At 65.5% G+C, this 20,425-nt stretch carries 16 protein-coding genes and 1 other RNA gene; 12 read left to right on the forward strand and 5 right to left on the reverse strand.

Features of this window, described 5'->3' with window-relative positions:
- Window positions 1-17: 17 nt before the first annotated feature.
- Together N0B71_RS04105 and N0B71_RS04110 are read right to left on the reverse strand one after the other, a co-directional pair.
- Window positions 18-326 carry an RnfH family protein gene (locus N0B71_RS04105; protein WP_259757422.1) on the reverse strand — a complete coding sequence of 103 codons (309 nt, stop codon included), beginning with the start codon at window positions 324-326 and terminating at the stop codon, window positions 18-20.
- Entirely contained in the window at window positions 319-753 is a 435-nt protein-coding gene (locus N0B71_RS04110) for a type II toxin-antitoxin system RatA family toxin (RefSeq protein ID WP_259757423.1), read from the reverse strand. Before N0B71_RS04110 ends, N0B71_RS04105 begins: the two co-directional genes overlap by 8 nt.
- 164 nt (window positions 754-917) lie before the next feature.
- Between N0B71_RS04110 and smpB the strand changes: the two genes are divergently transcribed.
- The gene (smpB, locus tag N0B71_RS04115) at window positions 918-1,397 is read left to right on the forward strand and encodes an SsrA-binding protein SmpB (protein ID WP_017518965.1); all 480 of its coding nucleotides are present in this window, start codon (window positions 918-920) and stop codon (window positions 1,395-1,397) included.
- A gap of 44 nt (window positions 1,398-1,441) precedes the next feature.
- Here the strand turns inward: smpB and N0B71_RS04120 are convergent, their stop codons facing one another.
- Window positions 1,442-2,218 carry an FCD domain-containing protein gene (locus N0B71_RS04120; protein WP_259757424.1) on the reverse strand — a complete coding sequence of 259 codons (777 nt, stop codon included), beginning with the start codon at window positions 2,216-2,218 and terminating at the stop codon, window positions 1,442-1,444.
- Window positions 2,219-2,573: 355 nt separating this feature from the next.
- On the opposite strand from N0B71_RS04120, the gene N0B71_RS04125 reads away from it, so the two are divergent.
- The 11 genes from N0B71_RS04125 (at window position 2,574) to N0B71_RS04175 (ending at window position 17,926) form a co-directional block, all read left to right on the forward strand.
- A complete protein-coding gene (locus tag N0B71_RS04125) occupies window positions 2,574-4,250 on the forward strand; it encodes a lactate permease LctP family transporter (RefSeq protein ID WP_259757426.1) in 1,677 nt (558 codons plus the stop codon).
- A gap of 155 nt (window positions 4,251-4,405) precedes the next feature.
- Window positions 4,406-5,551, forward strand: a complete 1,146-nt coding sequence (lldD, locus tag N0B71_RS04130) for an FMN-dependent L-lactate dehydrogenase LldD (RefSeq protein WP_259757428.1) — start codon at window positions 4,406-4,408, stop codon at window positions 5,549-5,551.
- Between the two features lie 168 nt (window positions 5,552-5,719).
- Window positions 5,720-8,536 (forward strand): FAD-binding and (Fe-S)-binding domain-containing protein, encoded by a 2,817-nt coding sequence (locus tag N0B71_RS04135; RefSeq protein WP_259757429.1) that lies wholly within the window; start codon window positions 5,720-5,722, stop codon window positions 8,534-8,536.
- Between the two features lie 245 nt (window positions 8,537-8,781).
- Complete coding sequence (locus N0B71_RS04140) at window positions 8,782-9,459, forward strand: response regulator (protein WP_259757431.1); 678 nt, start codon at window positions 8,782-8,784, stop codon at window positions 9,457-9,459.
- A gap of 8 nt (window positions 9,460-9,467) precedes the next feature.
- Window positions 9,468-10,859 (forward strand): sensor histidine kinase, encoded by a 1,392-nt coding sequence (locus N0B71_RS04145; protein WP_259757432.1) that lies wholly within the window; start codon window positions 9,468-9,470, stop codon window positions 10,857-10,859.
- A gap of 83 nt (window positions 10,860-10,942) precedes the next feature.
- Window positions 10,943-11,209, forward strand: a complete 267-nt coding sequence (locus N0B71_RS04150) for a hypothetical protein (protein ID WP_259757433.1) — start codon at window positions 10,943-10,945, stop codon at window positions 11,207-11,209.
- A gap of 151 nt (window positions 11,210-11,360) precedes the next feature.
- Complete coding sequence (locus N0B71_RS04155) at window positions 11,361-14,645, forward strand: acetyl-CoA carboxylase family protein (protein ID WP_259757434.1); 3,285 nt, start codon at window positions 11,361-11,363, stop codon at window positions 14,643-14,645.
- Between the two features lie 399 nt (window positions 14,646-15,044).
- Window positions 15,045-16,058, forward strand: coding sequence for a sodium:calcium antiporter (locus N0B71_RS04160; RefSeq protein WP_259757435.1), 1,014 nt, complete (start codon window positions 15,045-15,047; stop codon window positions 16,056-16,058).
- Between the two features lie 86 nt (window positions 16,059-16,144).
- Window positions 16,145-16,822 carry a type 1 glutamine amidotransferase domain-containing protein gene (locus N0B71_RS04165; protein ID WP_259757436.1) on the forward strand — a complete coding sequence of 226 codons (678 nt, stop codon included), beginning with the start codon at window positions 16,145-16,147 and terminating at the stop codon, window positions 16,820-16,822.
- A 74-nt stretch (window positions 16,823-16,896) separates the two neighbouring features.
- Window positions 16,897-17,254, forward strand: a transfer-messenger RNA (tmRNA) gene (ssrA, locus tag N0B71_RS04170).
- A gap of 108 nt (window positions 17,255-17,362) precedes the next feature.
- A complete protein-coding gene (locus tag N0B71_RS04175; protein ID WP_259757437.1) occupies window positions 17,363-17,926 on the forward strand; it encodes a hypothetical protein in 564 nt (187 codons plus the stop codon).
- Here the strand turns inward: N0B71_RS04175 and N0B71_RS04180 are convergent.
- Window positions 17,903-18,898 carry a phage integrase gene (locus N0B71_RS04180; protein ID WP_259757439.1) on the reverse strand — a complete coding sequence of 332 codons (996 nt, stop codon included), beginning with the start codon at window positions 18,896-18,898 and terminating at the stop codon, window positions 17,903-17,905. The two genes, N0B71_RS04175 and N0B71_RS04180, sit on opposite strands and share 24 nt — an antisense overlap.
- Window positions 18,898-20,190: a hypothetical protein gene (locus N0B71_RS04185; RefSeq protein ID WP_259757440.1), complete on the reverse strand. Its 1,293-nt coding sequence runs from the start codon at window positions 20,188-20,190 to the stop codon at window positions 18,898-18,900. Before N0B71_RS04185 ends, N0B71_RS04180 begins: the two co-directional genes overlap by 1 nt.
- Window positions 20,191-20,425 lie beyond the last annotated feature (235 nt).

The following is a 20,425-nucleotide window of genomic DNA, read 5'->3' on the forward strand; positions in this document are numbered from 1 at the left end:
ATTTCAGCGCAGGCGGACTAGCCGCGCGCTGCTCTGGCTCGGGCCGCGCGCTGCTTGCGCACTTCCTTGGGATCGGCGACCAGCGGACGGTAGATTTCCACCCGCTCGCCCGCTTCCAGCACCCGCTCCTCGGGCCTGGCTACCACCTTGCCGAAGATGCCCAACGGGCAGCCCTGCACATCCAGATCGGGAAACTGCCCGGCAATGCCGGACAACAGCACCGCCTCGCGCACCCGCGTGCCGCGCGGAACGCTGAGGCGCAGCAGGACCTGCTTGTGCGGCAGGGCGTAGACGACCTCGATGGCGATACTGGCGGATTCAGCCATGCAGCTGCTTGGCGCGTTGGCAGAAGGCGTCGACCATGGTGTTCGCCGCCTGGGTGAACAGCGGGCCCAAGGTGGCCTTCACCAGGGCGCCGGCGTAGTCGAAGGTCAGGTCGAGGGAAATCTTGCAGGCCTTGTCACCCAGGGCCTTGAAGGTCCAGACGCCGTGGAGCTGGGTGAACGGGCCTTCCTCGAGATTCATCTCGATGCTCTGCCCCGGCACCAGCACGTTGCGGGTGGTGAAGCGCTGGGTGAGGCTGCCCTTGGCCACGGTCAGCTCGGCGCGCATGGCGGTCTCGCTTTCCTCCAGCACGGTGGAGGCGGAACACCAGGGCAGGAACTCCGGATAGCGCGCCACATCGTTGACCAGGTCGTACAGCGCCTTCGCCGGATAGGGCAGCAGCGCCGAACGCTGGATATGCGTGCTCATAGATTTCTCGCTTTGTGTTGTGGGGCATCTGACCGCGATCGATGCCCGCCGATCAAAAAAACAGCGCGCATTGTCCGAGATTAGCCACACACCCTCAAGCTTGCATGCCGTCGCACGCTGTCCTGATAGCGGCGCGGCGAGCGACTCCCTATAATGCGCGGCCTATGGCTAAACAGAAAAAGCACCCTTCGGGGACCATCGCGCAGAACAAGAAGGCTCTGCACGACTACTTCATCGAGCAGCGCTTCGAGGCGGGCGTCGCCCTGGCCGGCTGGGAAGTGAAAAGCCTGCGCGCCGGCAAGGCGCAGCTGGTGGACAGCTACGTGCTGCTCAAGGATGGCGAAGCCTGGCTGCTGGGCAGCCACATCACGCCGCTGACCACTGCCAGCACCCACGTCATCGCCGACCCGGTGCGCACGCGCAAGCTGCTGCTGCACAAGCGCGAGCTGGGCAAGCTGTTCGGTGCCGTACAACAGAAAGGCTATGCCTGCGTCGCCCTGTCGATGTACTGGAAAAAGCACCTGATCAAGTGCGAGATCGCACTGGCCAAGGGCAAGAAAGAGTACGACAAGCGCGGCACCGAGAAGGAGCGTGACTCCGACCGGGAAATCCAGCGCGCCATTCGTCACGGCAAGGACGACTAAGCCCTTCTGCGCCTTCCCGCGCCCTCCTGCGAGGGCGTGGCCGATCAGGCGTCCGCCGCGCCCTGGCGTCGCTGTGCCCGCTGCAGGCGCAATTCCTTCGCCTGCACCTCGGCCAGCACTTCCTGCACGTAGTCGATGTGCCGCTGGGAAATTTCCCGCGCCGCTTCCGCGTGCCCGCCCACAATTGCCTCGTACAACTCGCGGTGCTGACGCATCAGCTGCTCGCGGGTTTCGTCGCGCTGCGCGTACATCCCGCCGATGTTGGTCACCACGTTGCGCTTGAGCAGGTCGAACAGGCCGCGGATGGTGTGCAGCAACACCGCATTGTGGCTGGCTTCGGCGATGGCCAGATGGAAGGCGGCATCGGCCGCGCCTTCCTCCGCCCGACTGACCTTGCCGTGGCGCTGGTAACAGTCCTGCAGGGTGTCGAACGCCTGCGTCAGGCGCTGGTGATCCACCTCGGTGGCACGTTGCGCCGCATAGAACGCGCAGGAACCTTCCAGGGTGTGGCGAAACTCCAGCAGGTCGCGCTGCGCTTCCGGATTGCTCTCCAGCAGGTGCAGCAGCGGATCGCTGAACATCGAGCCCAACCCTTCGCTGACGTAGTTGCCGCCACCCTGGCGGCTGACCAGGAGCCCCTTGGCGCCGAGCTTCTGGATTGCCTCGCGCAATGACGGCCGCGACACACCGAACTGCTCGGCCAACACGCGCTCGGCGGGCAGCCGCTCCCCGGCCTTGAGGGTGCCTTCGAGGATCATCGCCTCCAGCCGCTCGACGATGTCGTCCGACAGACGGCGTTGCTTGACCTGACCAAAACTCATGCGGGTGAACTCCCCTGGCTATCGTGCTCCGAGCCGCATTCTAGAGCGCGGCGTGTACGGTACGGAGCAGCCAGCCCCGTACCGCCGCCGACCCCACCTTCGCACCGTCCCACCTCACGCTCTCGACAAAAGTCGCAGGGCAGCAAATTGACATGCCGCCAGCAGGGCTTTTACCCTGAGCGCTCGGCCTTGTAAATTGGTCATACCAATTTACCGGAAACCGAATCGAACGACAACAGTTCACGAAAAATCAGCCGCGATCAGTCGACCGACCTGCCCAGGCGCCACAAGCGCATCGGAATCGCCCGACCGGCAACCAGGCCCTCCACCCAAAAACAATTAGGGAGCCAACCAGATGCAAACCTGGCAGCAGATCTACACCCCGCTCGGCAGCCTCGGCCTGTCCGCGCTGGTCGCCGTCATTCCGATCGTGTTCTTCTTCCTCGCCCTCGCCGTGTTCCGCCTCAAGGGCCACGTCGCCGGCAGCATTACCCTCGCCCTCTCCATCATCATCGCCATCGCCGCCTTCGGCATGCCCGCCGACATGGCCATCGCCGCCGCCGGCTATGGCTTTGCCTACGGCCTGTGGCCGATCGCCTGGATCATCGTCGCCGCGGTGTTCCTGTACAAACTCACGGTCAAGAGCGGCCAGTTCGAAGTGATCCGCAGCTCGGTGCTGTCGATCACCAGCGACCAGCGCCTGCAGGTGCTGCTGATCGGCTTCTCCTTCGGTGCCTTCCTCGAAGGGGCGGCGGGCTTTGGCGCGCCGGTGGCGATTACCGCCGCCCTGCTCGTCGGCCTGGGCTTCAACCCGCTGTACGCCGCGGGCCTGTGCCTGATCGCCAACACCGCGCCGGTGGCCTTCGGCGCCCTGGGCATCCCGATCATCGTGGCCGGCCAGGTCACCGGTATCGACGCCTTCAAGATCGGCGCCATGACCGGCCGCCAACTGCCGTTCCTGTCGATCCTCGTGCCGTTCTGGCTGGTGTTCATGATGGACGGCTTCAAGGGCGTGAAGGAAACCTGGCCGGCCGCGCTGGTCGCCGGTGGCAGCTTCGCCATTACCCAGTACTTCACCTCCAACTTCATCGGCCCGGAACTGCCGGACATCACCTCCGCGCTGGTCAGCCTGATTTCCCTGACCCTGTTCCTGAAAGTCTGGCAGCCGGCCGGCGAGCGTGAAGTGATCGCCACCGCGGGCGGCGCTGCTGTGCTGGGCGGCAACGGCCCGCGCGGCGCCGAACCGACGCCCTACAGCTTTGGCGAAATCCTCAAGGCCTGGTCGCCCTTCCTGGTGCTGACCGTGCTGGTCACCATTTGGACCCTGAAGCCGTTCAAGGCGCTCTTCGCGCCGGGCGGCGCGCTGTACAGCCTGGTGTTCAACTTCGCCATCCCGCACCTGGACCAACTGGTGGTGAAGACTGCGCCCATCGTCGCCAACCCGACGCCGATCGCCGCCGTGTTCAAGCTCGACCCCGTCTCGGCCACCGGCACCGCGATCTTCCTCTCCGCGGTGCTCTCGATGTTCATCCTGCGTATTGGCGCGAAAACTGGTCTGACCACCTTCAAGGAGACCCTGATCGAGCTGAAATGGCCGATCCTCTCCATCGGCATGGTGCTGGCCTTCGCCTTCGTCACCAACTACTCGGGCATGTCCACCACCCTGGCGCTGGTGCTGGCCGGCACCGGCGCGGCGTTCCCGTTCTTCTCGCCGTTCCTCGGCTGGCTGGGCGTGTTCCTGACCGGTTCGGATACCTCGTCCAACGCCCTGTTCAGCTCGCTGCAATCCACCACCGCGCACCAGATCGGGGTCAACGACACCCTGCTGGTGGCCGCCAACACCAGCGGCGGCGTGACCGGCAAGATGATCTCGCCGCAATCCATCGCCGTGGCCTGCGCCGCCACCGGGATGGTCGGCAAGGAATCCGACCTGTTCCGCTTCACCCTCAAGCACAGCCTGATGTTCGCCGCCCTGGTGGGTCTGATCACCCTGGCCCAGGCCTATATCTTCACCGGCATGCTGGTTCACTGACCGAGCGCTGATCGGCTGCGCGTCGGCGATACTGCGTTGGAAATGGCCTTGGGGTGCTCACCTACAGTTGTAGGCTCCGCTCCCTCGGCCATTTCCGCCTTGTCTCGCTCTAGCTCGCTCGATCCAAAACTTTTCTCTCAAAACGGAAGAGCCCAATGATCATTTCTGCCTCTACCGACTACCGCGCCGCAGCCCAACGCAAGCTGCCGCCGTTCCTCTTCCACTACGCCGACGGCGGCGCCTACGCCGAGCGCACCCTGCGTAACAACGTCGACGACCTGGCCGGCATCGCCCTGCGCCAGCGCGTGCTGAAGAACATGTCCGAGCTGAGCCTTGAGACGAAGCTGTTCGACGAGACGTTGAGCATGCCCATCGCCCTGGCACCGGTCGGCCTGACCGGCATGTACGCCCGGCGCGGCGAAGTACAGGCAGCCCGCGCGGCGGCCGCGAAGGGCATCCCCTTCACGATGTCGACGGTGTCGGTGTGCCCCATCGAGGAAGTCGCCCCGGCCATCGAGCGGCCCATGTGGTTCCAGCTCTACGTGTTGAAAGACCGCGGCTTCATGCGCAACGCCCTGGAGCGCGCCAAGGCCGCGGGCGTGAAGACCCTGGTGTTCACCGTGGACATGCCCGTGCCCGGCGCCCGCTACCGTGACGCGCATTCGGGCATGAGCGGGCCGAACGCGCCGCTGCGCCGCGTCTGGCAAGCCATGACCCACCCGTCCTGGGCCTTCGACGTCGGCCTGCTGGGCAAGCCCCATGACCTGGGCAATATCTCCAAGTACCGCGGCAACCCCACGGGGCTGGCCGACTACATCGGCTGGCTGGGCGCCAACTTTGACCCGTCGATATCCTGGAAGGACCTGGAGTGGATCCGTGAATTCTGGGACGGCCCCATGATCATCAAGGGCATCCTCGACCCGGAAGACGCCCGGGACGCGGTGAAATTCGGCGCCGACGGCATCGTCGTGTCCAACCACGGCGGCCGCCAGCTCGACGGCGTGCTCTCCAGCGCCCGCGCGCTGCCGGCGATTGCCGACGCAGTGAAGGGCGACCTGAAGATCCTCGCCGACTCCGGCATCCGCAACGGCCTCGACGTGGTGCGCATGGTCGCCCTGGGCGCCGACACCGTGCTGATCGGCCGCGCCTTCCTCTACGCCCTGGCGACCCACGGCGAAGCGGGCGTGAAGAACCTGCTGGACCTGTTCGAGAAGGAAATGCGCGTGGCCATGGTGCTGACCGGCGCCAAGACCATCGGCGAGATCACCCGTGACTCGCTGGTGCGCGAACTCGGACAGTAAGCGCTGCGCTTGTAGGAGCGAGCTTGCTCGCGAACCCGCCCACCTTCGTGCCGGCCCGGTTCGCGAGCAAGCTCGCTCCTACAAGGGACGCCAAACGCGCGTTCTACCCACAAGAACACCGATGGGCCGCCCAGCGGTCCACGCTCACCGATGATGACTGGAGCCGCCATGAGCCTCCCTGCCGCTTTCCTCGACACGGTAGAACACCTGATCCCCCGCGAGCGCCGCTTCGACGATCCGCTCTCGACCCTGGCCTTCGGCACCGACGCCAGCTTCTACCGGCTCATCCCCAAGCTGGTGATCCGCGTCGAAAGCGAAGACGAAGTCGCCAGCCTGCTCAAGTCCGCCCACGCCCACCAGGTGGCGGTGACCTTCCGCGCCGCCGGTACCAGCCTCTCCGGCCAGGCCGTGAGCGACTCGGTGCTGCTGGTGCTGGGGGACAACTGGAACGGCCGCGACATTCGCGACGGCGGCACGCAGATCCGCCTGCAGCCCGGCGTCATCGGCGCCCAGGCCAACGCCTGGCTGGCACCCTTCGGCCGCAAGATCGGCCCCGACCCGGCCTCGATCAACGCCTGCAAGATCGGCGGCATCGTCGCCAACAACGCCAGCGGCATGTGCTGCGGCACGGCGCAGAACAGCTACCACACCCTGGCCGGCATGCGCCTGCTGCTGGCCGACGGCACGCTGCTGGACAGCGAGCTGCCCGACAGCATCGCCGCCTTCCGCGACAGCCATGGCGCCCTGCTCGACCAGCTCGCCGAACTGGGCCGGCAAACCCGAGCCAATACTGAACTGGCCGCGAAGATCCGCCACAAGTACCGGCTGAAGAACACCACCGGCCTGTCGCTGAACGCGCTGGTCGATTACGACGATCCGCTGGATATTCTCACCCACCTGATGGTCGGCTCCGAGGGCACCCTGGGCTTCATCAGCGCAGTGACCTACGACACCGTGCCGGACCACCCGCACAAGGCCAGCGCGCTGGTGGTCTTCCCCGACGTGGAGACCTGCTGCAAGGCGGTGCCCGTGCTCAAGCAACAGCCGGTATCCGCCGTGGAATTGCTGGACCGCCGCAGCCTGCGATCGGTGCAGGACATGCAGGGCATGCCGGTATGGGTGAAGAGCCTGTCCGACGGCGCCTGTGCGCTGCTCATCGAATCCCGCGCGGCCACGCAGTCGCTGCTGCACGAACAACTCGCGCAGATCAGCGCCTCCATCGCCGAGTTCCCGGTGGAGAAGCAGGTCGACTTCAGCGAAGACCCGGTGGTCTACAACCAGCTCTGGCGCATCCGCAAGGACACCTTCCCGGCCGTCGGCGCGGTGCGCGAGACCGGCACCACCGTGATCATCGAGGACGTCACCTTCCCCGTCGAACAACTGGCCGAAGGCGTCCACCGCCTGATCGCACTGTTCGACAAGCACGGCTATGACGAGGCCATCCTGTTCGGCCATGCGCTGGAAGGAAACCTGCACTTCGTCTTCACCCAGGGCTTCGAGTCGCCCGAGCAGATCGCGCGCTACTCGGCCTTCATGGACGACGTCGCGCACCTGGTCGCGGTGGAATACGGCGGCTCGCTCAAGGCCGAGCACGGCACCGGGCGCAACATGGCACCCTTCGTCGAGCTGGAATGGGGCCACGACGCCTACCAGCTGATGTGGCAGTTGAAGCGCCTGCTCGACCCCACCGGCATCCTCAACCCCGGCGTGGTGCTGACCGACGATGCGCAACTGCACCTGAAGAACCTCAAGCCGCTGCCGGCCGCCGACGCCATCGTCGACAAGTGCATCGAGTGCGGCTTCTGCGAACCGGTGTGCCCATCCAGAGGGCTGACCTTGAGCCCGCGCCAGCGCATCGTCATGTGGCGCGACATCCAGGCCAGGCGCCGCGCCGGGCTCGACACCACGGCGCTGGAACGCGACTACCAGTACCAGGGCATCGACACCTGCGCCGCCACCGGCCTGTGCGCCCAGCGCTGCCCGGTGAACATCAACACCGGCGAGCTGATCCGCAAGCTGCGCGGCGAACAAGCGCACCACGCCGGCACCGCCACCTGGCTCGCACGCCATTTCGCCACGGCGCTCAAGGGCGCGAAGCTCATGCTGCATGCCGCCAATGGTGCACGCCTGCTGCTGGGCGCGCCACGCCTGGCGCGTCTCAGCGCGTCGATCAGCCATGCCAGCAAGGGCCGCGTGCCGCAATGGACGCCCGCCATGCCGCAGCCGGTGCGCCTGGCCGCCCCACCGCAACCTGTGGATAACGGCAAGCCGCGCGTCGTCTACCTCACCGCCTGCATGTCCCGCGCGATGGGGCCGGCGGCGGCGGACGAGGAGCAGATGCCGCTGATCGACAAGACCCGCCAACTGCTGGAGAAGGCCGGCTACCAGGTGGTCTTCCCGGACAACGCCGACAACCTCTGCTGCGGCCAGCCGTTCGCCTCCAAGGGCTACCGGCAGCAGGCCGACGCCAAGCGCGACGAACTGCTCGCCGAACTCCTGCGCGCCAGCCGTGGCGGCCTCGATCCGATCTACTGCGACACCAGCCCCTGCACCCTGCGCCTGGTGCAGGACCTGGCGGACGACCGGCTGAAGATCTACGACCCGGTGAAGTTCATCCGCACCCACCTGGTCGAGCGCCTGGACTTTCAGCCACAGGACAAACCGGTGGCCGTGCACGTCACCTGCAGCACCCAGCACCTGGGCGAGAGCCAGGCGCTGATCGACCTGGTCAAGCGCTGCACCCGCGAGGTGGTGATTCCCGAGGGCATCCACTGCTGTGGCTTCGCTGGCGACAAGGGCTTCACCACCCCCGAGCTGAACGCGCACTCGCTGCGCACGCTCAAGGACGCGGTGCAATACTGCGAGGAAGGCGTCTCCACCAGCCGCACCTGCGAGATCGGCCTGTCCGCCCACGGCGGCATCGACTATCGCGGGGTGGTCTACCTGGTGGATCGCGTCACCCGCGCCACGCAACGCTCTTCGTAGGAGCGAGCTTGCTCGCGAACCGAGGCTCGCCCGATTGTACGAGACGAGGCGAAGCCGCGATGTTCGCGAGCAAGCTCGCTCCTACAGGTCCCGGCCCGCGTAGGAGCGGACTCCGTCCGCGATTGGCCGCAGGCGGCGCCAACCCGGCCACTTTTCTTAACCCCTCGTTAAGCGAGCGCTGGCACCCTCTGCCCGAACCGGATGGCGCCAGCTATCCTGCTGCACAGGCCGGTGAGGGGACCACGATGAGAATTCTATTGGCAGAAGACGACCAGTTGCTGGGCGACGGCATTCGCGCCGGGCTCGGTCTGGAAGGCGACACCGTGGACTGGGTGAACGATGGCGTGGCCGCCGAACAGGCCCTGGCCACCGACGAGTTCGACCTCTTGGTGCTCGACCTCGGCCTGCCGCGCAAGGACGGCCTGGAAGTGCTGCGCAGCCTGCGCCGCCGCGGCGACCTGACCCCGGTGCTGATCCTCACCGCGCGCGACAAGGTGGCCGACCGCGTGGCCGGCCTCGACGCCGGCGCCGACGACTACCTGACCAAACCCTTCGACCTCGACGAACTGCTCGCCCGCGTCCGCGCCCTCACCCGCCGCCACACCGGCCGCGCTGCGCCGCTGCTGCAGCACGGCGATCTGGCGCTGGACCCGGCCACCCACCAGGTCAGCCTGGCCGGCGTACCGGTGGACCTGGCGCCCCGCGAATATGCGCTGCTGCGCCTGCTGCTGGAGCAGCGCGGCAAGGTGCTCTCGCGCACCCGCCTGGTGGAAGCGCTGTACGGCTGGGACGGCGACCTGGAAAGCAACGCCATCGAAGTCCACATCCACCACCTGCGACGCAAGCTGGGCAACGGCCTGATCCGCACCGTACGCGGCATCGGCTACGGCATCGACCGCCCCGACGGCGCGCCCCAGTCTTGAGCGGCAGCGTGCGCCGCGCCGGTTCCATCAGCCGCCGCCTGCTGCTGACGCTGATCGGCGGCGTCACCGTGCTGTGGCTGGTGGCCGGCCTGTTCACCTACCACCTGACCCGCGAACAGGTGAACCGCCTCTACGACCAGGACATGATCGACTTCGGCCAGGCCGCGCTGAGCCTGGTCGACGTCGCCGACGCCATCGACCCGCAGTCCAGCGACGCCATGGAGATCCTCGCGCGCAGCCGCAAGGCGATCGAAGGGCTGCCGCTGATCCGCCGCGAAGCCACGCTCGGCTATGCCATCTGGTACCGCGGCCAGCCCCTGCTGGCCACCCACAAGCCGCCCAAGGGCATCGAAGCACAGCCACCGGGCTTCTCCGACCTGCTTGCCGGCGGGGTCAACTGGCGTGTGCTGCAGATGGCCACGTCGGGGCCCGACGAAGTACGCATCTGGGTGTTCGAGGACCTGCACTTCCGCCACAAGACCCTGCACCTGCTGCTGTTCAGCGCGCTGTTCCCGCTGCTGCTGGCGTTGCCGCTGTTCGCCGTGCTGGTGTGGTTCGGCGTACGCCAGGGCCTCGCGCCGCTGCGCAGCCTGATCGAACAGGTGCACCAGCGCGGCGCCCACAGCCTGCACCCACTGGCCCTGAGCCGCGCGCCGGTGGAGGTGCACAGCCTGGTCAACGAGCTGAACCTGCTGCTGGAGCGCCTGAACTCGGCCATGGAGGCCGAGCGCCGGCTGACCAGCGACGCCGCCCACGAAATCCGCACGCCATTGGCGAGCCTGCGCACCCACGCCCAGGTGGCGCTGCGCTCCTCGGACCCGGCCGCCCACGCCCACGGCCTGCAGCAGGTGAGCCGCAGTGTCGAACGCATCGGCGCGCTGATGGAGCAGATCCTCCTGCTGGCACGGCTGGACGCCGAAGAGCTGCACGAAATCTTCGCCCCGGTGAACCTGCGCCTGCTCGCCGAAGACGCCATCGCCGACCTCGCGCCGCAAGCCATCGACAAACACATCGAACTCACCCTCGACAGCCAGGACGCCACCCTGCCCGGCGTCGCCGCCTGGCTCGGGCTGCTGCTCACCAACCTGGTCGGCAACGCCCTGCGCTACACCCCCGAAGGCGGCCGCGTGGCGGTCAGCCTGGAACAGGGCGTCGACCGCGTGACCCTCTGGGTGCGCGACAACGGCCCCGGCGTCGCCGCGGCCGAGCAGGCGGCCATCTTCACCCGCTTCTACCGCAGCCCCAGCGTGGCCAACAGCCACGGCAGCGGATTGGGCCTGCCGATCGTCAAGCGCATCGTGGAAATCCACCACGGGCGCATTTCCCTGCACGAAGGGCTGGAGGGCGCAGGCCTGGGCGTGTGTGTCGAACTCCCGGCTACCGCTGGGCACATACTCTGAACTCCCGCCAAAACCCCGCAGTCCACCCTGTACGGCCCGCTTGTTCGGCCCACGACAACGGTCAAGTTGACAGGAGTACTGCCATGAAACGTGCCGCCCTGATCATTACCGCCGCCCTGCTGGCGTCGCCGGCATTCGCCGCCGACCTGTGCAGTGACAATCTGCAGAAAGTCGATGACGCAGTGAAAACCGTCACCAACAACACCCAGGCCCAGGAACAGGCCATGCGCCTGCAAGAAAAAGCCGCCCAGGCCCAGGCCGCCGGCGACACCAAGGCCTGCATCGCGCAAACCGAAAAAGCCCTGCAGCTGCTGAAGAAGAACGCCGGTGACGGCGGAGCCAACGGGTGATCCCCTGCGCGGCGGCCGGCCGCCTGGTCGGTCGCCGCTCATAACGCCCGCGAAGCCTCTGCCATTCGCAAGACCGCAGTTCGTTCCCCCGCCCCGCCCGCTCCCTAAGATGCAGTGATTCCCTACCACAAGAACCACAACCGGAATCGCCATGCCCGTCACCCGCCTGCTCATCGCCAACCGTGGCGAGATCGCCATCCGCATTGCCCGCGCCGCTGCCGAGCTGGGTATCCCGACGCTGGCGATCTTCGCCGAGGACGACGCCACCTCGCTGCACACGCGCCAGGCCGATCAGGCGGCAGCCCTCATCGGGCGTGGCGCCAGCGCCTACCTGGACCAGCAACGGATCCTCGAGATCGCCCTCGCCCACGGCTGCGATGCGGTCCACCCGGGTTACGGCTTCCTGTCGGAGAACGCTGAATTCGCCCGCCGCTGCGAAGCGGCCGGCCTGACCTTCGTCGGCCCGTCGCCGGAGGTGCTCGAGGTCTTCGGTGATAAGGCCCGTGCCCGCGACCTGGCCCGCGACCACGGTGTGGCGCTGGCTGCCGGCAGCAACCGCGCCACCTCCCAGGAGGAGGCCGAGCGTTTCTTCCGCGAACTGCCGTCCGGCGCCGGCATGATGATCAAGGCCCTCGCCGGTGGCGGCGGGCGCGGCATGCGCGCGGTACGCAGCGTCGAGGAAATCGCCGAGGCCTACGCCCGCTGCCAGGCCGAAGCCCGCGCCGCCTTTGGCGATGATCGCCTCTACGTGGAGCGGCTGATCCAGCACGCCCGCCACATCGAAGTGCAGGTGATCGGCGACGGTCGCAGCGTCAGCCATGTGTGGGAGCGCGACTGCACCCTGCAGCGGCGCCACCAGAAGCTGCTCGAAATCGCCCCCAGCCCCACCCTGCATCCGCGCCTGCGCGGCGCCCTGCTCAGCGCCGCCGTGCGCCTGGCCGATGCGGTGAACTACCGCGGCCTGGGCACCTTCGAGTTCCTGCTGGACGAGGACAGCGGCGACTTCGTGTTCATGGAGGCCAACCCGCGCCTGCAGGTGGAGCACACCATCACCGAAGCGGTGACCGGCATCGACCTGGTGCAGGCACAACTGCGCATCGCCGCCGGCGCCAGCCTCGCCGAGCTGAACCTGACCCAGGCCGAGATTCCCTCGCCGCGCGGCCACGCCCTGCAATTGCGCATCAACCTGGAAAGCCTCGCCAGCGACGGCACACCGCATCTGGCCTGCGGCACGCTCAGCGCCTACGAACCGCCCAGCGGCCCCGGCCTGCGCGTGGACGGCTACGGCTATGCGGGCTACCGCAACAGCGCCGGCTACGACTCGCTGCTGGCCAAGCTGATCGTCCACGGCAACAGCGGTTATCCACAGCTGGTGCAGCGCGCCTACCGCGCCCTCTGCGAGTTCCGTCTCGAAGGCGTGGCGAGCAACATTCCGCTGCTGCTCAACCTGCTGCGCCAGCCGGCGGTCGCCGACAACCAGGTCACCACCCGCTACCTCGAAGAGCACCTGCCCACGCTGCTGGGCGCCCAGGACCACGCCCACCCGCACCGTTTCTTCAGCCATGCCAGCGCCACCGCGCAAGCCCCGCGCCACCGCGAAGCGCCGGCCGGCAGCATCCCGCTGGCAACGCCCAGTGCCGGCGTGCTGGTGAGCCTGAACGTCGCCACCGGCGATGCCGTCGCCCTGGGCCAGACCATCGCCATCGTCGAGGCGATGAAGATGGAGTTCGAGGTAAAGGCCAGCGCCAGCGGCATCGTCCACAGCCTCGCCGCCACGCCCGGCGACAGTCTCGGCGAGGGCGACGCACTGCTGTTCGTCGAGCCGGCGCAGATCGAAGCCCGGGAGGCCGAGGGTGCCACCGCTGTGGACCTCGACGCCATTCGTGCCGACCTCGCGGAAGTCCTCGAACGCCACGCCATCGGCCTCGACGAACGCCGCCCGGACGCCGTCGCCAAGCGCCACCGGATCGGCAAGCGCACCACCCGCGAAAACCTCGCCGACCTGCTGGATGAGGGCAGCTTCATCGAGTACGGCGCCCTGGCCATCGCCGCCCAGCGTCGCCGCCGTAGCGTCGAGGAATTGATCGCCAGCAGCCCCGCAGACGGCCTGGTCAGCGGCCTGGGCAGCATCAACGCCGCGCAGTTCGGCGACGAGAAGGCCCGTTGCCTGGTGCTGGCCTACGACTACACGGTGTTTGCCGGCACCCAGGGCGTGATGAACCACAAGAAGACCGACCGCATGCTGCACCTCGCCGAGCAATGGCGCATCCCGCTGGTGCTCTACGCCGAAGGCGGCGGCGGGCGCCCCGGCGATACCGACTTCGTTGGCGTGGCCGGACTGGACAACATGAGCTTCGTCGGCCTGGCGCGGCTCTCCGGGCTGGTGCCGCTGGTGGGCGTGGTCTCCGGCCGCTGCTTCGCCGGCAATGCCGCACTGCTCGGCTGCTGCGACGTGATCATCGCCACCCGTGACACCAGCCTGGGGATGGCAGGGCCCGCGATGATCGAGGGCGGCGGCCTGGGCAAGTTCGCCCCCGAGGAAGTCGGCCCCAGCGACGTGCAGAGCGCCAACGGCGTGATCGACGTGCTGGTGGAAGACGAGGCCGAAGCCACCCGCATCGCCCGCCAGTACCTGGCCTATTTCCAGGGCGACAGCGCCGACTGGCAGTGCGCCGACCAGCGCCTGCTGCGCCATGCGGTGCCGGAGAACCGCCTGCGCGTCTACGACATTCGCCAGGTCATCGAGCAACTGGCCGACAGCGGCTCGGTGCTCGAACTGCGCCGGCACTTCGCCGCCGGGATGGTCACCGCGCTGGTGCGTATCGAAGGCAAACCCTTCGGCCTAATCGCCAACAACCCCATGCACCTGGGCGGCGCCATCGACGCCGAGGCCGGTGACAAGGCCGCGCGCTTCATGCAGCTGTGCGACGCCTTCGACCTGCCGATCATCTCGCTGTGCGACACCCCCGGCTTCATGGTCGGCCCGGAGGCGGAAAAGACCGCCACTGTGCGCCACGTCTCGCGCATGTTCGTCACCGCCGCCAGCCTCACGGTTCCCTTCTTCACCGTCGTCCTGCGCAAGGGCTACGGCCTCGGCGCACAGGCCATGGCCGCCGGCAGCTTCCACGCCGCGCTGTTCACCGTCGCCTGGCCCAGCGGCGAGTTCGGCGCCATGGGGCTGGAAGGCGCGATTCGCCTGGGCTACGCCAAGGAACTGGCCGCCATCGAAGACCCGCAGGAGCGGCAGAAGCTGTTCGACAAGCTGGTCGCCGCCGCCTACCGCAACGGCAAGGGCCTGAACATGGCGAGCTACCTGGAGATCGACGACGTCATCGACCCCGCCGATACCCGCCGCTGGGTGCTGCGCGGGCTGGCATCGACGCCCAGGCCTGCCCCGCGCCAGGGAAAAAAGCGCCCACTGATCGATACCTGGTGACACCCGGGTTGAGCTGCCCGGCCAATCCGCTAGAATGCGCGGCGTCATTGGGGAGTAGCCGACCGTTCCGTGAACGGGGGCGACGTCAACACACTTGGCCCAAATCCATTGGCGATCGTGCGAGCTAGAGCAGAACTAGGCGAGAGAGACTGAGAAAGCGGAGTTTACGAATGTAAATGAGCAGTTATCAGTCGCTCTCAACGACGTTCTGCCGACGCGCAGCAGATCGTAGAGGGATTTCTGGCCATGGCGTCGCCAGCAACTTAGCCTGGCAAGACCTTTGACCACGTGATCTCCGCAACGGCCGGGGAGATGCGTGGTCATGGGTATTACACCGGCCGGGAGCTTCACCGTGATGCACCACCCCACTCTTCGCTCCACCCGCCTGGAGCCGCGCGCATGCTGACCTTCCTCCTCGAACTGCTCGGCATGCTGCTGGTGATCCTGATCGCCGCCGAACTCTTCACCAACGCCCTGGAACACTTCGGCGAACGCCTGGGGATTTCCGAAGGCGTCACCGGCTCGCTGTTCGCCGCCGTCGGCACGGCCCTGCCGGAAACCCTGATCCCGCTGCTGGCGTTGTTCGCCGGCACCAGCAACGTCAACCTCAACGAGGAAGTCGGCGTCGGCGCCATTCTCGGCGCGCCGCTGATGCTCTCCACCCTGTCCACCTGCCTGATGGCCTGCGTCGCCTGGCGCGCCCGCGGCCTGCTCGGGCGCATCCGCCCGGAGCGCACCGGCCTGCAGCGCGACCTGAACTTCTTCCTGGTCGCCTTCTGCTTCGCCACCATCGCCATGTTCGTGCCCGCCGAATTGCGCTCCGTGCGCATCGCCCTGAGCGTGCTGCTGGTGCTCACCTATGTCGGCTACATCACCCTGACCCTGCGTGCCTCGCAGAGCCTGGTGGAGGACGGCCACGGCACCGAGGCCGACCACCACATGTACCTGTCGCGCATCGGCCTGCCGACCAACCTCGCCACCATCGTGCTGCAACTGCTGCTGGGCCTCGCGCTGCTGGTGCTGGGCGCCAAGGGCTTCATCCACGGTGTGGAAGGCCTCTCGCACATCCTGGGCATCTCCGCCCTGTTGCTGTCGCTGCTGATCATCCCCATCGCCACCGAACTGCCGGAGAAGATCAACAGCATCCTCTGGGTGCGCCGCGGCAAGGACACCCTGGCCTTCGGCAACATCAGCGGCGCCATGGTCTTCCAGGGCACCCTGCTGCCCGCCATCGGCATCCTCCTCACGCCTTGGCAGCCGCGCATCGAAGTGCTCACCGGCGTGCTGATCACCCTCGGCGCAGCGCTCTGGCTACGGATCAACGCCCAGCGCAGCGGCGGCCTGCCGGTCTGGGTACTGCTGTTCAACGGCCTGCTGTACGCCGCCTATCTGGGCATCACCCTGTCACGCTGACGCAGACGGCTCATTGCCTACACTGACAGTCCGGGCTGCCGTTTCGGCGGCAGCCGCTCGACCCGCAATACGCCGAAGGAGTGAGCATGAAAATCCTGGTAGTCCTGACCTCCCACGACCAGCTCGGCAGCACCGGCAAGAAAACCGGCTTCTGGCTCGAGGAGTTCGCCGCGCCCTACTATGTCTTCAAGGATGCCGGCGCCAGCCTGACCCTCGCCTCGCCCAAGGGCGGCCAGCCGCCGCTGGACCCCAAGAGCGACGAGGAAGATGCGCAGACCCCGGCCACCCGGCGCTTCCGCCAGGACAGCGAAGCCCAGGCCGCGCTGGCCAACACCGTGAAGCTCAGCGAGGTGAAGGCCGACGACTACGACGCGGTGTTCTACCCCGGCGGCCACGGCCCGCTGTGGGACCTGGCCGAGGACCGCACCTCGGTCGCGCTGATCGAAGCCTTCCACTCCAGCGGCAAAACCGTCTCCGCCGTCTGCCACGCCCCCGCCGTGTTCCGCCACCCCCGCGGGCAGGACGGCCAGCCCTTGGTGCAGGGCCGGCACGTCACCGGCTTCTCCAACAGCGAAGAGGACGCCGTCGGCCTCACCGACGTGGTGCCGTTCCTCGTCCAGGACATGCTCAAGGCCAACGGCGCCCGCTACAGCAAGGGCCCGGACTGGCAGAGCCACGTCGAGGTCGACCGCGGCCTGATCACCGGGCAGAACCCCGCGTCCTCCGAGGCCGTGGCCGAAGCCGTGCTGAAATTCCTCAGCTGACAATGGCTTGCGCCGCCCCGGGTGGCTATCGGGGCGGCTTTGCCGTACAATCGCCCACGACCTTTCAAGGTTTTGGGGCCGATTAGGATTCGACGCCGGTAACAAAACTCGAGGGGCATGCCGAGTAGGTGACAGTTCTCGTAAATCAGCTGCCACAACTTTATAGTTGCCAACGACGACAACTACGCCCTAGCAGCCTAAGTGCCGCTAGCAGACCCTAGGGGATGCCTGTAAACCCGACGATTAGGTCTGTCATATAGAACAGGATCGCCGCCAAGTTCGCTGTAGACGTAACGGCTAAAACTCATACAGCTCGCTCCAAGCGCCCTGCCACTCGGGCCGCAAGGAGTTAACCTAATAGAGATGGCTAAGCATGTAGAACCGACAGCGGAGAACTGGCGGACGGGGGTTCAAATCCCCCCGGCTCCACCAAACGCAAACGATAAGCCCCTGATTTTCCTAGCGAATTTCAGGGGCTTTTTCTTTGCAGGGTGCATATGTCGAAAAAGGGTCGAAGCCTTTAGCGCTAGGGAAATGGCCATGCCGTCGAAAAATTTCTACGACAACTACCTTCAAGTACTAGTAGCGATTGAGCTCTGCGAGCGGCAAAACCTCCTCCTACCTGCATTGATCATGACCTACTCCGCTATCGACAGTGTGAGCTGGCTAGCGGCAGACAGCAGCAAGGACAGCGGAAAGGCATTCAAAAAGTGGGTCAGCGAATGGATGTTGAAGTCCAGATCTCTTGAATGCAGTGCTGACGAACTCTACGCAGCTCGCTGTGGAATTCTTCATACCTTCACTCCTACTTCGACCCTGAACGCAAAAGGCGTAAGAAAGATTGGCTATTCTTGGGGAGCCGGAGACAACAGCAAGCTAGAGCAGCTGATAGACGCGACACGGAGCCAAGAAACCATTGTCTCTATTCATCTCAGCGATTTGATTCAGACGTTTCGAAACGCAATGGCTGACTACCTCGAATACGTGTACAGCGACCCTCAACGCGAGGCAGCTTTCGAAGCAAAAACAAGCGAGCATTTCTCCACGCTTGGGATTGAGACAGTCGATGAGTACTTGGAGCTAAAAGCAAACAGTCCCCACTAGTGGGCCGAATCGAATCGCGTCCTGGAGATGATCAGGCGACAGATGCGCGTATCGCATGGTCATCGTGAGCGTCGAGTGCCCTAGGATTTTCTGAAGCGTGAGGATGTTGCCTCCATTCATCATGAAGTGGCTGGCAAAGGTGTGCCGGAGAGCGTGGCTGGCTTGGCCTTGCGGCAGTTGAATCGTGGTTCGCTCCAAGGCACGGCGGAAGGATGTGATGCAGGACGAAAACGGACCATGCATCCGCCAGTGTTTCCTCACCCGGTCAGCCAGTTCCGGTGGAATCGGTACGTGGCGAACCTTCCCTGACTTGGTTCCGGCATAGGTCACAACGTTGCCTTGTAGCCGATGTGCGGGGAGCTTTTCAGCCTCGGACCATCGAGCACCCGTAGCCAGGCAGAGCAGAGTCACCAGCTCGGTGTGCGGGTTGTCGCAACGGTTGCGGATAGAGTCGAGAAGCTCGCCGATCTGCTCGGTTGTCAGCCACGACAGTTCCCGCTCTTGCAACTTGAGCAGCTTTACCCCGGCCAGCGGGTTGCCGTAGTCGATCTGACCCAGATCCTTCAGCTCATTGAACACCGCGCGGAGGTAGCCCAGTTCGTTGTTCAGGGTCTTCCCGGATATCCCCTCCTCCAGCCGCTTCCGCCGCAAGTTCGCATACGAAGACGCGTCCAGGGCCATCGCTACCGGGTCGCCCAATCGAGCAGCCAATTGCAGCATCTTGGACAGCCTCCGAGGTGCATCACGCAGTGAATGGCCATGCAGGTCGTACCAGAGGTGCACCAGCTCCGAAAGTCTGCGGCGATCCTTGGGCTTGATACTCCACGCAGGGTTCTCGATGCACTTCTGCCGAACCGTGGCTTCGAAGCGCTGAGCCTCGCCCTTGGTCTTAAATCGCTTTCGGAAGCGTTTGCCCTTGATGGGTTCGATATCAGCCAGCCAGCGTCCGTCCTCCAGCTTCGTAATTGCCATCAGACGGCATATCCCCTTCGTAAATAGCGGTCTGAGATCAGGTTCTTAATGTGCTTTTCGAGGTCCCGCCGAGTCCAACCCTTCGCTAAGTAGTGGTCCTCGATCACATGCCAGAATTCGAGGCTGTAGGCGGACTCAATCGCCTTTTTTGCGGGGATACGCTCGCGTGCAATGAGGCTGATGAACTGGCCCAGGAACATCTCACAGTTCTTGCCGGAGAAGCCCATGGCCGTCTTGCGATAGCGTCGATACTCGACACGCTCGATGAGCGGATCGGCCTCTACCTGGACCTTCACGTCTTGCATGATCAGCGTCCAGAACGGGTCATGCTGAGTACGCAGACCTAGCAGCCGATACGCCTCGCAGCCGTACACCCAGAGGTGATCGAGGTGCTGGGAGATACCTTCATAGGTCCGGGTGCCGATCACGCCACCAGAGGCCTTTATGGAGCCCTGAGCGAACTGATTGATGATGGTGTGGTGGTAGCGAAACTCGATGCGCCAGACCGGTTCCTTGGGGTTGTAGGCTGCGTCGCTGTCACCAAACGGATTACCGTTGTGGGTGGACCAGACTGCGTTCCAGTAATCGAGCTTGTCGGTAGCGCGGGCCTGTAGCGACTTGTTGTAGACCGCCAACTGAATCCCTGTCGGCGAGCCGAACATGTAGGTTTCACCACGTCCGTAGACCGAGGCGTTGCCGTTGAACTCGATGCGGTCGATGCCGCTGATCTGGCGTACCCGATTGGATCGGCAGTGCATGCGATCCACGATATTTTCTTTCGGGGTCCAACCTTGCACGTCCAGGGCGATGTGGACGGCACATTGGTTTGGTTCGCAGTGAGTCATCACCGCTGCCGCGAGGGAATCCATAAGTCCCTGGAGCGCCTTCGGAGCTACGCCATCAATCGCATGTGGCGAAACCTCAATCTTGAGGTGAGAGCCGATGCTCTCCAGCTTCATGTTGTGATTCTTGATCAGCAGGATCAGGCCGAGGTCTGCATTCTGCAGACGGAACTGATACCCGGAGTCGCGCCCGATACGCCCCTTGGACCACTCGTAGCCGGCGAACTCGACGAAAGGTTCCTGGGAGTCGAATAGCGCGATGACTTCCGGGCGAATCAGTCCGTTGTACAACTGGCGGACGGTATCCACGCCGCAGCGCAAAACGCGCACCCCGGAAAGGTCGGTCATTTTCGCCGTATAGCCGTCGATGAAGAGGCGGCCACGCGGTGACTCGATGATTTGACCGTCAGGTTGAACTAGCAGTCGACGCTGATCACCAAACTTTGCCATCTGAATTCTCCAACGTTATCCATTAATGTCCAATTCGCTACGTGTGTTGTTAGACGTGTTACAGGGACGTCAGCCGCGCCCAGCCGGCGGGGCGCTCGTGCCTTACGCTACCTGCCGGTGGGCGCGGCGACGTCCAGCACTCCATCTGAGCCGGAGTGAACCAACAGGAAGGGATCGTGGGTTGATCGAGCTAGGCGCCGACGTCGAGGAGGTAAGTCATCAGCACGAGAGCAAC

The sequence above is a fragment of the Pseudomonas sp. GCEP-101 genome (genome assembly GCF_025133575.1).
GTDB lineage: Bacteria > Pseudomonadota > Gammaproteobacteria > Pseudomonadales > Pseudomonadaceae > Pseudomonas > Pseudomonas nitroreducens_B.

Bases quoted from the DNA above. Each gene is read 5' to 3' on its own strand.
- N0B71_RS04125 (WP_259757426.1), top strand. From the start codon at position 2,574: ATGCAAACCTGGCAGCAGATCTACACCCCGCTCGGCAGCCTCGGCCTG.
- N0B71_RS04135 (WP_259757429.1), top strand. From the start codon at position 5,720: ATGAGCCTCCCTGCCGCTTTCCTCGACACGGTAGAACACCTGATCCCC.
- N0B71_RS04160 (WP_259757435.1), top strand. From the start codon at position 15,045: ATGCTGACCTTCCTCCTCGAACTGCTCGGCATGCTGCTGGTGATCCTG.
- N0B71_RS04155 (WP_259757434.1), top strand. From the start codon at position 11,361: ATGCCCGTCACCCGCCTGCTCATCGCCAACCGTGGCGAGATCGCCATC.
- N0B71_RS04165 (WP_259757436.1), top strand. From the start codon at position 16,145: ATGAAAATCCTGGTAGTCCTGACCTCCCACGACCAGCTCGGCAGCACC.
- N0B71_RS04150 (WP_259757433.1), top strand. From the start codon at position 10,943: ATGAAACGTGCCGCCCTGATCATTACCGCCGCCCTGCTGGCGTCGCCG.
- smpB (WP_017518965.1), top strand. From the start codon at position 918: ATGGCTAAACAGAAAAAGCACCCTTCGGGGACCATCGCGCAGAACAAG.
- N0B71_RS04110 (WP_259757423.1), bottom strand. From the start codon at position 753: ATGAGCACGCATATCCAGCGTTCGGCGCTGCTGCCCTATCCGGCGAAG.
- N0B71_RS04105 (WP_259757422.1), bottom strand. From the start codon at position 326: ATGGCTGAATCCGCCAGTATCGCCATCGAGGTCGTCTACGCCCTGCCG.
- N0B71_RS04185 (WP_259757440.1), bottom strand. From the start codon at position 20,190: ATGGCAAAGTTTGGTGATCAGCGTCGACTGCTAGTTCAACCTGACGGT.
- lldD (WP_259757428.1), top strand. From the start codon at position 4,406: ATGATCATTTCTGCCTCTACCGACTACCGCGCCGCAGCCCAACGCAAG.
- N0B71_RS04120 (WP_259757424.1), bottom strand. From the start codon at position 2,218: ATGAGTTTTGGTCAGGTCAAGCAACGCCGTCTGTCGGACGACATCGTC.
- N0B71_RS04175 (WP_259757437.1), top strand. From the start codon at position 17,363: ATGCCGTCGAAAAATTTCTACGACAACTACCTTCAAGTACTAGTAGCG.
- N0B71_RS04140 (WP_259757431.1), top strand. From the start codon at position 8,782: ATGAGAATTCTATTGGCAGAAGACGACCAGTTGCTGGGCGACGGCATT.
- N0B71_RS04180 (WP_259757439.1), bottom strand. From the start codon at position 18,898: ATGGCAATTACGAAGCTGGAGGACGGACGCTGGCTGGCTGATATCGAA.